This window comes from Vibrio spartinae (assembly GCF_024347135.1).
GTDB classification, from domain to species: domain Bacteria; phylum Pseudomonadota; class Gammaproteobacteria; order Enterobacterales; family Vibrionaceae; genus Vibrio; species Vibrio spartinae.
The window spans coordinates 2,812,589-2,825,932 of the sequence record NZ_AP024907.1 but is presented as its reverse complement, the minus strand read 5'-3'; the positions used below and the strand labels follow the sequence as shown (position 1 = coordinate 2,825,932).

Annotated in this window: 11 protein-coding genes; 9 read left to right on the top strand and 2 right to left on the bottom strand. The window is 46.1% G+C overall.

The window, feature by feature from the left end; translation table 11 throughout:
• Nucleotides 1-69 precede the first annotated feature (69 nt).
• On the top strand, nucleotides 70-654 hold the full coding sequence (seqA, locus tag OCU60_RS12565; RefSeq protein ID WP_074371564.1) for a replication initiation negative regulator SeqA: 585 nt from the start codon (nucleotides 70-72) through the stop codon (nucleotides 652-654).
• Nucleotides 655-765: 111 nt separating this feature from the next.
• Nucleotides 766-2,409 carry a phosphoglucomutase (alpha-D-glucose-1,6-bisphosphate-dependent) gene (pgm, locus tag OCU60_RS12560; protein ID WP_074371563.1) on the top strand — a complete coding sequence of 548 codons (1,644 nt, stop codon included), beginning with the start codon at nucleotides 766-768 and terminating at the stop codon, nucleotides 2,407-2,409.
• 177 nt (nucleotides 2,410-2,586) lie between these two features.
• Here pgm and OCU60_RS12555 read toward each other — a convergent pair whose 3' ends face one another.
• The gene (locus tag OCU60_RS12555; protein WP_074371562.1) at nucleotides 2,587-3,345 is read right to left on the bottom strand and encodes a DUF1853 family protein; all 759 of its coding nucleotides are present in this window, start codon (nucleotides 3,343-3,345) and stop codon (nucleotides 2,587-2,589) included.
• Nucleotides 3,346-3,418: 73 nt separating this feature from the next.
• On the opposite strand from OCU60_RS12555, the gene OCU60_RS12550 reads away from it, so the two are divergent.
• Entirely contained in the window at nucleotides 3,419-4,174 is a 756-nt protein-coding gene (locus OCU60_RS12550; protein WP_074371561.1) for a Nif3-like dinuclear metal center hexameric protein, read from the top strand.
• Nucleotides 4,175-4,247: 73 nt separating this feature from the next.
• Here the strand turns inward: OCU60_RS12550 and OCU60_RS12545 are convergent, their stop codons facing one another.
• The gene (locus OCU60_RS12545; RefSeq protein ID WP_074371560.1) at nucleotides 4,248-5,537 is read right to left on the bottom strand and encodes a citrate synthase; all 1,290 of its coding nucleotides are present in this window, start codon (nucleotides 5,535-5,537) and stop codon (nucleotides 4,248-4,250) included.
• A 392-nt stretch (nucleotides 5,538-5,929) separates the two neighbouring features.
• On the opposite strand from OCU60_RS12545, the gene sdhC reads away from it, so the two are divergent.
• From sdhC to odhB, 6 genes are all read left to right on the top strand, one after another.
• Nucleotides 5,930-6,322 (top strand): succinate dehydrogenase cytochrome b556 subunit, encoded by a 393-nt coding sequence (sdhC, locus tag OCU60_RS12540; RefSeq protein ID WP_074371559.1) that lies wholly within the window; start codon nucleotides 5,930-5,932, stop codon nucleotides 6,320-6,322.
• The gene (gene sdhD, locus OCU60_RS12535) at nucleotides 6,316-6,663 is read left to right on the top strand and encodes a succinate dehydrogenase, hydrophobic membrane anchor protein (RefSeq protein ID WP_074371558.1); all 348 of its coding nucleotides are present in this window, start codon (nucleotides 6,316-6,318) and stop codon (nucleotides 6,661-6,663) included. Before sdhC ends, sdhD begins: the two co-directional genes overlap by 7 nt.
• Nucleotides 6,664-8,430 (top strand): succinate dehydrogenase flavoprotein subunit, encoded by a 1,767-nt coding sequence (gene sdhA / locus OCU60_RS12530; RefSeq protein WP_074371557.1) that lies wholly within the window; start codon nucleotides 6,664-6,666, stop codon nucleotides 8,428-8,430.
• 15 nt (nucleotides 8,431-8,445) lie between these two features.
• On the top strand, nucleotides 8,446-9,156 hold the full coding sequence (locus tag OCU60_RS12525) for a succinate dehydrogenase iron-sulfur subunit (protein ID WP_074371556.1): 711 nt from the start codon (nucleotides 8,446-8,448) through the stop codon (nucleotides 9,154-9,156).
• Nucleotides 9,157-9,243: 87 nt separating this feature from the next.
• The gene (gene sucA / locus OCU60_RS12520) at nucleotides 9,244-12,057 is read left to right on the top strand and encodes a 2-oxoglutarate dehydrogenase E1 component (RefSeq protein WP_074371555.1); all 2,814 of its coding nucleotides are present in this window, start codon (nucleotides 9,244-9,246) and stop codon (nucleotides 12,055-12,057) included.
• Between the two features lie 27 nt (nucleotides 12,058-12,084).
• Entirely contained in the window at nucleotides 12,085-13,293 is a 1,209-nt protein-coding gene (gene odhB / locus OCU60_RS12515) for a 2-oxoglutarate dehydrogenase complex dihydrolipoyllysine-residue succinyltransferase (RefSeq protein ID WP_074371554.1), read from the top strand.
• Nucleotides 13,294-13,344 lie beyond the last annotated feature (51 nt).

Genomic DNA, 13,344 nt, shown 5'->3' with positions numbered 1-13,344 from the left:
ATCGTGGTGTATCGTAAAAGATCTCGCTATAATCCTAAAGAGTTTAAACATAGAGATTGTGAAAAGCGAATGAAAACAATTGAGGTTGATGAGGAATTATACCGTTATATTGCGAGTCAGACATGCCACATCGGTGAGAGTGCATCGGATATATTGCGTCGGTTGTTGAATGTCGATGGTCAGGAAACTCCGTCTCTGCCTGTTTCTCACGTTACTCCATCTGCACCGAACGAATCGGCGCACCCGCAAGATCAGGCTGGTACTCAAGGTATTGTTGTCAGTAAAGATGCAGGAAGAGAATCACAATTATCGGGTGTTCAGGTCATCCGTGAGTTGTTGATTTCCGATGAATTCGCCGCTCAGAAAAAAGTGGTTGATCGGTTTATGTTGGTGCTTTCTACACTTTATTATATCGATTCGGTTAGTTTTTCCGAAGCGATGGACGTGAAGGGCCGCAAACGGGTTTACTTTGCTGACAATGAAGAAACCTTGTTGGCAAACGGTAAAACGACCAAACCAAAAGCGATTCCCAATACACCTTTCTGGGTGATTACCAATAATAATACCAGTCGTAAACAGCAGATGATTGAGCAGCTCATGGTTCGGATGAATTTCCCGTCTGATCTGATCGACAAAGTAACGTTTTCAATTTAAATGAAATTTTATAGCCTCATCATCGCTGATGGGGTTTTCTTATATTTGAGACGTTGATCTTTGAAATACTGTGAGTTTAGATAACTGTTATTTTGAAACCAAGGATGTCATATGGCTATTCACCCGAGAGCTGGAAAGCAAGCACAACACAGCGATTTGCAAAATATTCCTGTGCTTGTTTCTGATTATTACCGTCTTAAGCCCAATGCCGCTGAAAAGGCGCATAAAGTTGAGTTTGGTACGTCCGGGCACCGAGGAACTTCTGGAAAATCTTCGTTTAATGAGAATCATATTCTGGCGATCACACAAGCGATTGCTGAAGTGAGAGGTCAGGCTGGTATCACAGGCCCTGTTTTTGTTGGCAAAGATACCCATGCATTGTCGGAATGTGCATTTTCCAGTGTTGTTGAAGTTTTAATCGCCCATGGTATTCAGGTGATCGTTCAGGCTGAACAAGGGTATACACCAACTCCGGGCGTTTCTCACGCGATTCTGACTTATAACCGCGAGCACGCGCAAAAAGCGGATGGGATAGTCATCACACCATCTCATAATCCACCTCAAGATGGCGGGATCAAATATAATCCACCGCACGGTGGTCCGGCCGAAGGTGAAGTTACGCAAGCGATCGAAAATCGGGCGAATGAAATTATTGCGGATGGAATCGCGACTGTGCGACGAATTCCGTTACAGCAAGCAATGGCGTCAGAATACTATGTTGAACAGGACTTAGTGATGCCATATGTTGATGATCTCGTTAATGTGATTGATATGCCTGCGATCCAACAGGCCAATCTGAAAATTGGTGTTGATCCACTCGGAGGCAGTGGGATTGAATACTGGCGGAAAATTGCAGCAACTTATCAGTTGAATTTAGAGCTGGTCAATGAGTCGATCGATCCGACGTTTCAGTTTATGTCGCTCGATAAAGATGGTGTGATCCGGATGGATTGTTCTTCGCCATATGCAATGGCGGGATTGCTGGCACTGAAAGATCAATATGATCTGGCATTCGGTAATGACCCAGATTATGACCGTCACGGAATTGTGACACCGAAAGGGTTGATGAATCCCAATCATTTTCTGGCGGTCTGTATTGATTATTTGTATCGCCACCGTGAGTGGAAAGCCGATGTCGCTGTTGGCAAGACCTTGGTTTCCAGTGCATTGATTGACCGTGTTGTTGCTGATTTAGGCCGCACGTTGTGCGAAGTTCCTGTTGGCTTTAAATGGTTTGTCGATGGGTTGTTCTCCGGAGAGTTTGGTTTTGGCGGTGAAGAAAGTGCCGGTGCATCTTTCCTGAGATTTGACGGCACACCATGGGCAACCGACAAAGATGGCATCATTCTTTGTTTGCTGGCTGCTGAAATAACCGCTGTGACCGGAAAAAATCCTCAGCAATATTATGAAGCGCTGGCTGCAAAACATGGTGAATCGAAATATAGCCGTCTTCAGGCCGTCGCAACTGGTTCGCAGAAAGCGGTTTTGAAAAAGCTATCTCCAGAAATGGTTTCCGCTCAGACGTTGGCAGGAGACCCTATTACGGCAAGATTAACGCATGCCCCGGGAAATGGTGCTGCAATTGGTGGACTGAAAGTGACGACGGAATTTGGTTGGTTTGCTGCGCGTCCTTCCGGGACTGAAGATATTTACAAGATCTACTGTGAGAGTTTTAAAGGTGAGGCGCACCTGAAACAGATCGAATCAGAAGCTCAGGAGATAGTGAATCAAGTCTTTGCCGATGCTGGGGTATAGCTTGAAGCAGTGTTGTTACCAGAATTGATAAGAATGAATAGATAAGGGAGCACAGTGGTGCTCCCTTGACGTTTCAGCGACAAATGCCATTTGCAGAGAGCAGCTAAGATGCTCAAATCTAATCAGTATAAGCTCAGTTGTCATCGCTGTATGGGCGGTTGAAAACATGAGCATAATTTATTGTGGCCAACTATCCGGCACGATAAACCAGAATATCCCACTTTCCGACTGACAATGAACAGCCCGTTCCAACGCTGCTGGCTCGTAACGCAGGTTGGTTGCTGTTCGTCCAGTCATCCACTGATATCTTTCCAGTAAGTAGAGTGGTTCACGGATCTGGTGAAACTGAGCCTGATAGCACCAGTGGCCTTGGATTTGAGTTTGATTCAAGGCGTAACCCAGACAATCTTGAGGGATTGGCGCATCCGTAAACGGATTGATATAAAGCCGCCCCTGCATCAAGAGGTGTCGTGATGTCACCTGCCAATGTGGATATTGCTGTAAAACAATGGGGTGCGCAGACAGCGGTAACTGATGTTTGAGCATATGCTGGAGTTTGATATCCAGCCGATCTTTTGCGTTTGGACCAAACCAGTACCCCTGATGGAGCAGATAGAATTTGATCGCGACTTCCCAATGTTCCTGTTGTGATGTGTGTTGGTTGTCGAGAATAAAGTCGATAGCACCCCGAGTTTTCCCGTTATCGATAATCTGCACTTCTTCCGCGGTGAGTGCGTAGGCTGGGTTGGATTTAAACAGATCTGAACAGACCGACTGATAGAGCAGCCCTAGTCGTTGATTCGGGCGTACTGACGCTGACCATGAAATCGGGAAGGCTGCGAGCTCTGCAAACGGTGAATCCGATTCTATTGGCGGTGCTGCCAGAAACAATCCGGGCGTGTCTCGGACCCATTGAGCAATTGCGGTTAAATCCATCGTGGATGCCTCTTGAAGTATTTCAAGTGTCATTGTAGCCTGCCTAGCACTTATATCAAAAGCGGGAAGAACCATGAATAATCTTGAGCTCGAAGCATTACTCGACGAGAAACTGCGTCCCGATTTAATTCAGGATTACAGTCCGAACGGATTGCAAATTGAAGGTCGATCCGACATCAGAAAAATTGTCACCGGTGTTACAGCCTCTCAGGCATTGATTGAAAAAGCGATTACGCTGCAAGCCGATGCTATTCTGGTACACCATGGTTATTTTTGGAAGCGAGAACCCGAGCCGATTCGAGGCATGAAAGGGAAACGGATTCGGCGTTTGATTCAGCATGACATCAATCTGTACGCTTATCACTTACCACTGGATATTCACCCTGAACTGGGGAATAACGCTTGTCTGGCCCGGTTATTAGGGATTGACGTGATGGGAGGCTTAGAAGGTCATGCGCAGTCGGTGGCGATGTATGGGGCTTTCAAAGCGCCGATAAGTGGTGCGGATTTGAGCCGTAAAATAGCAACCGTATTACAACGGGAACCACTTCATATTGCGTCGGGTGAGGAGCAATTGATAGCCACGGTGGGATGGTGTACCGGTGGGGGACAAGACTTCATTGATTTGGCTGCGGCCAAAGGCCTGGATGCTTTTATTTCGGGGGAAATCTCGGAAAGGACGACACATAGTGCCCGAGAGCAGGGGATTCACTATTTTTCTGCCGGGCATCATGCCACAGAACGTTACGGTGTCAAAGCGTTAGGGGAATGGCTGTCCCAAACTCAAAATATAGCCGTTGAGTTTGTCGATATTGACAATCCAGCCTAAACAGGCAGTTTAGAACTCAAAAGGGCAGGTTTTATCAACCTGCCCTTTGATTTATGCAAACATCTGGATTTTATTATTCACGTTCGTGTAGTGGTGAAAAATCGCGAAGTTTATATCCGGTATATAGCTGACGAGGGCGACCAATACGACTCTCAGGATCACTGTGCATTTCATTCCAGTGAGCAATCCAACCGATGGTGCGCGACAACGCGAAAATCACAGTAAACATAGAAATAGGAATACCGATTGCTTTCAAAATAATACCTGAATAGAAATCAACGTTCGGGTAGAGTTTCTTATCGACAAAATAGTCATCAGACAAAGCAATTCTTTCCAATTCCATTGCAACATCCAGTAATGGATCGTCGATACTTAGTTCTTTCAGTACTTCATGACAGGATTCGCGCATCACAGTCGCACGCGGGTCATAATTTTTGTAAACCCGGTGACCGAAGCCCATCAGACGGAATGGATCATCCTTATCTTTTGCTCGTGCAACGAATTCAGGAATGCGATCGACACTGCCGATTTCTTCAAGCATCCGCAGACACGCTTCATTCGCGCCACCATGAGCAGGCCCCCATAACGACGCAATTCCCGCAGCAATACATGCAAATGGATTTGCACCGGATGAACCGGCCAGACGAACTGTTGACGTTGAAGCATTTTGCTCATGATCAGCGTGCAGGGTGAAAATTTTATCCATTGCCCGAGCAACAATTGGATTCACTTCGTACTCTTCACATGGTGTTGCGAACATCATATGAAGGAAGTTTTCCGCATAACCTAAGTCGTTGCGAGGATAAATGAATGGTTGGCCGACAGAGTATTTATAACACATGGATGCCAGTGTCGGCATTTTTGAGAGAAGACGATATGCAGCTATCTCTCGGTGGCTATCGTTGTTGATATCTAGAGAATCATGATAGAACGCAGCAAGTGCACCAACAACACCTACCATGACTGCCATTGGGTGAGCATCACGTCGGAAACCGTGAAAAAAGCTAGCGATTTGCTCATGAACCATTGTATGGCGCGAAATTGTATTTTTAAACTCTGAGTATTGCTTCCTGTTTGGGGCTTCACCATAAAGAAGAATATAACAGACTTCCAGATAGTCTGCGTTATTCGCTAATTGATCGATAGGATAACCCCGGTGCAGTAGTACACCTTGGTTACCATCGATGTAGGTGATTTGAGATTCACAAGATGCAGTGGCAAGAAAACCAGGATCATAAGTAAAGTACCCGTTCGCTCCCAGTTGTCGAACATCAATTACCTCAGGCCCCATAGAACCGTTGATAATTGGCAGTTCGATTGGCGCTTTGCCTTCAACATGAAGGGTCGCTTTCTTATCTGCCATAACAATCTCCTTTGTTTATTATTTAATCCGTCCAGGATGTTTGCGAATGAATATTTAACTCCTGATTTCATTAAAGTCAATTCTTCTCCTGTGATGTGTGCACTCAATTGCGTTTTTTGCGCGAATTAAGTTAAAAATATGTTCTATGTAGCAAAAATTGTTACGTTAATTGTATTAGAATGTTGCGAGCCTTATATTGGCTGGGAATCCAGTCAGTCTGGACTGTATAAGAAGTGACCAGTAAGAAAGTTATGTTACATTTCTTAACTAAAATTTAACAACTTTATATCAATTTTTATGCGTTTCTTACTTATTATTGTATAAATATTGTTAAAACTTATCAGTTAGGGCTGACTCTTCATTTATAACAATAATGCTCAATGGGGAGCTGAGTGAGCAAGCCTGTGAAAGAAAGAAATTTAAGACCCGTAAATCTTGATTTGCAGACCATCCACTTTCCGATCACTGCGATTGCATCTATTCTTCACCGTGTTTCAGGTGTAATCACTTTTGTCGCTATCGGAATTTTGTTGTGGTTGTTGTCTGTTTCGTTATCTTCTCCGGAAGGTTTTCAATATGCATCTGAACTTGTCGGTGGCTTCTTCGTGAAGTTTATCCTATGGGGGATATTGACTGCATTGTCTTACCATATTGTCGGTGGCATTCGCCATTTGATAATGGACCTCGGTTACTTTGAAGAGTTGGAATCCGGCACTCAAACAGCGAAGATTTCATTTGCTGTTACAGTCGTTTTATCTCTGCTTGCAGGAGTCATGGTATGGTAAAGCATGTTTCATCTGTAGGGCGTAATGGGGTTCACGACTTTTTACTCGTTCGTGCAACCGCAATTTTGATGGCCCTGTATACCGTTTATCTTGTTTGTTTTTTTGCTTTCTCCGGTGATATTACTTATCAACTATGGCTCGACTTCTGGAGTGGTACATTTACAAAAGTCTTCACAATGATTGCCCTCGTGAGTGTTCTGATTCACGGCTGGATCGGTTTGTGGCAGGTTCTGACGGATTATGTGAAATCCACACCGTTGCGTGCCTTGTTACAGCTTGCCGTGATTGCTGTGCTATTCGGATATTTTTTCTCTGGCCTGTTTGTATTGTGGGGTGCTTAAGTGACTATTCCAGTTCGAGAGTTTGATGCCGTTGTGATCGGCGCTGGTGGTGCAGGTATGAGAGCTGCACTACAAATTTCAGAGCAAGGCCTGTCTTGTGCTTTGCTATCTAAAGTGTTTCCTACTCGTTCTCATACCGTTTCTGCTCAGGGCGGTATTACAGTTGCGCTAGGAAATTCGCATCCAGATAATTGGCAATGGCATATGTACGATACCGTAAAAGGTTCCGATTATATCGGTGACCAAAATGCGATCGAATACATGTGTAAACACGGCCCTGAGTCTGTTATTGAATTAGAAAAAATGGGGCTGCCGTTTTCCCGTTTGGATAATGGCTCTATCTATCAACGCCCTTTTGGCGGTCAGTCAAAAGAGTTTGGTGGTGAGCAAGCCGCAAGAACTGCGGCAGCAGCAGACCGAACCGGTCATGCTTTACTCCATACCTTGTATCAACAGAATATCAAGCATAAAACAACGATCTTCTCAGAATGGTATGCACTGGACTTGGTGAAAAACCAAGATGGTGTCGTGATGGGATGTACCGCACTGTGTATGGAAACAGGTGAAGTGTGTTACTTCAAGTCGAAGGCGACCATTCTGGCGACAGGTGGTGCCGGGCGCATCTACGCTTCGACAACAAATGCTCATATTAATACCGGTGATGGTGTTGGTATGGCGCTACGTGCCGGTGTACAGATGCAGGATATGGAAATGTGGCAATTCCATCCTACCGGAATTGCTGGTGCCGGTGTTTTGGTGACTGAAGGTTGCCGAGGCGAAGGGGGTTACCTGCTGAATAAAGATGGTGAGCGTTTTATGGAACGCTACGCACCCAATGCAAAAGATTTGGCGGGTCGTGATGTTGTTGCCCGTTCAATGATGATTGAAATTCGTGAAGGGCGTGGATGTGACGGCCCATGGGGACCTCATCTTAAGCTGAAACTCGACCATCTGGGTAAAGAAGTTCTGGAATCTCGTCTACCGGGTATCTGTGAGCTTTCCCGGACGTTTGCGCATGTCGATCCAGTCAAAGAGCCGATTCCGGTCATCCCAACTTGTCACTATATGATGGGTGGCGTGCCGACTCAGGTCTCCGGTCAAGCCGTGAAACAAGATGCCTCTGGTCATGATGTTGATGTTCAGGGCTTGTTTGCTTGTGGTGAAATTGCATCAGTCTCCGTGCATGGTGCGAATCGTCTGGGCGGGAATTCCCTACTGGATTTGGTTGTCTTCGGTCGCGCGACTGGGCTCCATCTCGGTGAAACATTGACGGCACAAGTTGAAGCACGTGATGCGACAGAGTCGGATATTGAAGCTTCTCTGTCTCGCTACATGCGTTGGGAAAACAGCAAGGGTGGTGAAGACCCGGTACAAATCCGGAAAGATCTTCAGGCATGTATGCAGCATAACTTCTCGGTATTTCGCGAAGGGGATGCCATGGCCGATGGTCTGAAAGAACTCAAAGTGATTCGTGAACGTTTGAAAGAAGCACATCTTGCAGATAAATCTAGTGAATTTAATACACAACGTGTTGAATGCTTAGAGCTGGAGAACCTGATGGAGACTGCTTATTCAACAGCCGTTGCTGCCAATTATCGGACCGAGAGTCGTGGTGCTCATGCTCGCTTTGATTATCCAGACCGAGATGATGAAAATTGGTTATGCCACTCGATTTATAACCCGGAAACTGAACAGATGAATAAGCGTCATGTCAATATGGCACCGGTCCATCGTGATGCCTTTCCACCAAAGATTCGTACATACTAAGGGGAGGACAATGTGATGAAACTTAACTTCTCTCTGTATCGCTATAATCCGGATGTGGATAAAAAGCCCTATATGAAGGACTATACGCTGGACGTTCCTGAAGGTTCGGATATGATGGTACTGGATGCATTGATTCTGCTGAAAGAGCAGGATCCTTCAATTGCATTCCGTCGTTCATGTCGGGAAGGCGTCTGTGGTTCTGACGGTTTGAACATGAATGGCAAAAATGGCCTCGCCTGTATTACACCATTATCAGCGTTGTCAGGCGATAAAATTGTTATTCGACCATTACCGGGGCTCCCGGTCGTTCGGGACTTGATTGTTGACATGACACAGTTCTACGACAATTACGCAAAAGTGAAGCCCTATCTGATTTCTGATGGGCATTTACCGCCATCCAGAGAAAATTTACAGTCTCCTGAAGAGCGTGAACATTTGGATGGATTGTATGAATGTATTATGTGTGCATGTTGTACGACCGCCTGTCCTTCATTCTGGTGGAATCCGGATAAATTCATCGGACCCGCTGGACTGTTAGCTGCTTATCGCTGGTTGATTGATAGTCGTGATACAGCAACAGATGAACGCTTGTCTAATCTTGATGATGCATTTAGTGTTTTCCGTTGCCATGGCATTATGAATTGTGTCAGTGTTTGTCCGAAAGGTCTTAATCCAACGAAAGCTATTGGTCATATTAAATCAATGCTGATTAAACGTTCCGTTTAGATGATGGTTTGCAGGTCTTCGGACCTGCATTTTCAGAGCTCGGCGTAGACCGTAGCAAAATGTGAAAATTACTGGTAAAGGGAAAATATGCACAACGGCGTGATGAAGGCATGGCTCGAGTCTTCACACTTGGCTGGCGCCAATGCGACGTACGTAGAAGATCTCTACGAACTCTATTTAAGTGATCCCGACCTGGTAAGTGAGGAGTGGAGACGTGTTTTTGAAGGGCTTTCGCGCCCTGATGATAGTAATGTGGCTGAACAACCGCATTCACGTATCCGTGACTACTTCCGTCGACTCGCTCAAGAGACAAAGCATTACAATGTCCAAGTTAGTGACCCCGATGTCGATGCAAAACAAGTAAAAGTATTACAGTTAATTAATGCGTACCGCTTTCGCGGTCATGAAGCTGCTCAGTTAGACCCTCTCGGTCTGTGGAAACGGCCGACAGTGGCTGAGCTTGCGCCCTCATTTCATAATCTTAACCCCGGAGACATGGAAGAGACATTTAATGTCGGTTCTTTTGCAATAGGTCAGGAGACCATGAAGCTTAAGGATATTTATGAGTCTCTGAATCAAATCTACTGTGGTTCTATCGGTGCAGAATATATGCACATGACCAATACCGAACAAAAACGTTGGATTCAGCAGCGTCTGGAATCGGTTGTCGGCCAGCCATCCTTTACTAAAGAAGAGCAAGTCACTTTCCTTGAAGAGTTGACTGCTGCTGAAGGTCTGGAGCGCTATCTGGGCGCTAAATTCCCCGGTGCAAAACGCTTCTCTCTGGAAGGCGGTGATGCACTCATTCCGATGATGAAAGAATTGATCCGTCGCGCAGGTTCTCAAGGGATGCGCGAATCTGTTGTTGGGATGGCTCACCGTGGGCGTCTGAATATGCTGGTCAATGTCTTAGGGAAGCGTCCTCAAGATCTATTTGATGAGTTTGCGGGTAAGCATGATGAGACTTGGGGAACGGGTGATGTGAAATACCATCAGGGATTCTCTGCTGATTTTGCGACCCCGGGTGGAAATATCCACTTAGCGTTGGCGTTTAACCCATCGCATCTGGAAATCGTTAACCCTGTTGTGATGGGCTCAGTCCGAGCTCGCCAGGATCGACTGGGTGATAAAGATGGTACAAAAGTGTTGCCGATTACCATTCATGGTGACTCAGCCATTACGGGTCAAGGTGTGGTTGCGGAAACATTCAACATGTCTCAGGCTCGTGGTTATCAGGTTGGTGGTACGGTACGTATCGTGATTAACAACCAAGTCGGATTTACAACCTCGAACCCACGAGATATGCGTTCAACCATGTATTGTACCGATATCGCAAAAATGGTTCAGGCTCCGATTTTTCACGTGAATGCCGACGATCCGGAAGCGGTTGCGTTTGTCTCCCATATTGCGTTGGATTATCGAAATACATTCCGTAAGGACGTTGTGATTGATTTGGTTTGTTATCGCCGCCATGGCCACAACGAAGCGGATGAGCCGAATGCGACTCAGCCGCTGATGTACCAAAAAATCAAAAAACATCCGACACCGCGTAAACTATATGGCGATGTGCTGATCGAACGTCATGATGTTGATGCTGAATTCGTGACTCAGGCCGTCAACGAATATCGAGATGCTTTGGATCATGGTGAAGTTGTTGTCAAAGAATGGCGTCCCATGGCAATGCATTCGGTTGACTGGTCACCTTACTTGTCCCATGAATGGGATGAAGTGTGGAAGAACGAGTTTGACTTAGAACGACTGAAAGATATTGGTAAGCGAGTTTGTTTGTATCCGGAAAGTCATCAATTACAAAGCCGTGTCGAGAAAATTTACACCGATCGTCTGGCGATGATTAACGGTGAAAAATTATTGGACTGGGGGATGGCAGAGATTCTGGCCTATGCAACATTGGTTGATGATGGTCATCGGATTCGGATCTCAGGTCAGGATTCAGGACGGGGAACATTCTTCCACCGTCACTCTGTATTGCACAACCAAAATGATGCCAGTACCTATGTGCCGCTGAAGAATCTTCATAGTAATCAAGGACCATTCCAAGTCATTGATTCTGTGTTATCCGAAGAAGCAGTCTTGGCTTTTGAATATGGTTATGCGACAGCTGAACCCGGTGGTTTAACGATCTGGGAAGCGCAATTTGGTGATTTTGCCAATGGCGCTCAGGTTGTCATTGATCAGTTTATTTCTTCTGGCGAACAGAAATGGGCGCGTTTATGCGGCATTACGATGTTATTGCCGCATGGTTATGAAGGACAGGGACCAGAGCACTCTTCTGCCCGTCTCGAACGTTATCTGCAACTTTGCGCTGAGCAAAATATGCAGGTAATCGTGCCTTCGACACCGGCTCAGGTTTATCACATGCTAAGACGTCAGGTGGTTCGTCCAATGCGTCGTCCTTTAATTGTGATGTCACCGAAATCTCTGTTACGTCATCCACTGTGCGTTTCTTCAATGGAAGATTTGGCGAGTGGGACTTTCCAGCCAGCGATTCCGGAAGTTGATGAACTCGATGCAGCTCAGGTGAAACGCGTTGTTTTCTGTTCCGGTAAGGTCTATTACGATTTGCTGGCACAGCGCCGTAACAATGAGCAAGGGGATGTCGCGATTGTCCGTATCGAGCAATTGTATCCATTCCCGCTGGAAGATGTTCGAGCTGCCATTGCCCCTTATACGAATGTTGTGGATTACGTTTGGTGTCAGGAAGAACCACAAAATCAGGGTGCATGGTATAGCAGCCAACATAATTTCCGAGCCGCAATTCCTGCTGGTGCTGAACTGAAATATGCAGGACGTCCTGCATCGGCTTCTCCGGCCGTCGGTTATATGTCGGTTCACTTGAAGCAGCAGAAAGCACTCGTTGATGATGCGTTGACACTAGATTAAGAACTAGAAATAAAAGGAAAAATAAATATGACAGTTGAAATTCTGGTTCCGGATTTACCTGAATCGGTAGCAGATGCAACCGTAGCAACTTGGCATAAAAAAGCGGGTGAAGCGGTTGAGCGTGATGAAATCCTCCTTGAAATCGAAACCGATAAAGTTGTCTTAGAAGTTCCCGCGCCAGAGGCCGGTGTGCTTGAGGCGATTCATCAAGAGGAAGGTGCAACGGTAACATCAAAGCAATTACTGGGAAGCCTTAAGCCCGGTGCTGTTGCCGGTGAACCCACATCAGAGAAAACAACATCGACACAATCTTCGCCGGACAAACGCCATAAAGCGAACCTGAATGACGAGACCAATGATGCATTGAGTCCAGCGGTACGCCGTTTGATGGCAGAACATGATCTTGAGGTGTCTCAGGTGAAAGGTTCCGGTGTTGGTGGTCGGATTACCCGTGAAGATGTCGAAGCATATCTGGCGTCAGCCTCAAAAGCTTCAACAGCGGAGCAACAAGAAGCGGTTGCTGTACCAGCCGCAGCAAGAAGCGAAAAGCGTGTACCGATGACTCGTTTGCGTAAACGGGTTGCTGAGCGATTGCTGGAAGCGAAAAATAGTACGGCCATGTTGACGACTTTCAATGAAGTGAACATGAAACCAATCATGGACCTGCGCAAGCAGTACAAAGATCTATTTGAGAAAAGACATGATATCCGTCTCGGATTTATGTCGTTCTACATTAAGGCGGTTACAGAAGCGCTGAAACGTTATCCTGGCGTCAATGCTTCTATTGATGGCAGTGATATTGTCTACCACAATTTCTTCGATATCAGCATTGCTGTGTCAACACCGCGTGGTCTGGTGACGCCAGTTCTGAAAGACTGCGATATGTTGAGTGTTGCCGAGATCGAGAAGGGAATTAAAGCGCTGGCAGAAAAAGGCCGGGACGGTAAGTTAACCGTAGAAGAACTGACGGGCGGTAACTTTACAGTGACGAACGGCGGTGTCTTCGGCTCTTTAATGTCAACACCGATCATCAATCCACCTCAGGCTGCGATTCTTGGGATGCATAAAATCCAGGATCGTCCGATGGCGATCGATGGCAAAGTAGAAATTCTGCCGATGATGTATCTGGCTCTTTCTTATGACCATCGTCTGATTGATGGCCGCGAATCCGTAGGATTCCTCGTCACAATTAAAGAATTTCTGGAAGATCCGACACGTTTGCTGTTGGATGTGTAATTAATGAGATGGCAGATATCTTCTTCCGGATATCTGCCATGCAGGCTGGGT

What these genes read in the sequence shown, in the direction of transcription:
- seqA (WP_074371564.1), top strand. Translation starts at nt 70, where the DNA reads ATGAAAACAATTGAGGTTGATGAGGAATTATACCGTTATATTGCGAGT.
- pgm (WP_074371563.1), top strand. Translation starts at nt 766, where the DNA reads ATGGCTATTCACCCGAGAGCTGGAAAGCAAGCACAACACAGCGATTTG.
- OCU60_RS12555 (WP_074371562.1), bottom strand. Translation starts at nt 3,345, where the DNA reads ATGGATTTAACCGCAATTGCTCAATGGGTCCGAGACACGCCCGGATTG.
- OCU60_RS12550 (WP_074371561.1), top strand. Translation starts at nt 3,419, where the DNA reads ATGAATAATCTTGAGCTCGAAGCATTACTCGACGAGAAACTGCGTCCC.
- OCU60_RS12545 (WP_074371560.1), bottom strand. Translation starts at nt 5,537, where the DNA reads ATGGCAGATAAGAAAGCGACCCTTCATGTTGAAGGCAAAGCGCCAATC.
- sdhD (WP_074371558.1), top strand. Translation starts at nt 6,316, where the DNA reads ATGGTAAAGCATGTTTCATCTGTAGGGCGTAATGGGGTTCACGACTTT.
- OCU60_RS12525 (WP_074371556.1), top strand. Translation starts at nt 8,446, where the DNA reads ATGAAACTTAACTTCTCTCTGTATCGCTATAATCCGGATGTGGATAAA.
- sucA (WP_074371555.1), top strand. Translation starts at nt 9,244, where the DNA reads ATGCACAACGGCGTGATGAAGGCATGGCTCGAGTCTTCACACTTGGCT.
- odhB (WP_074371554.1), top strand. Translation starts at nt 12,085, where the DNA reads ATGACAGTTGAAATTCTGGTTCCGGATTTACCTGAATCGGTAGCAGAT.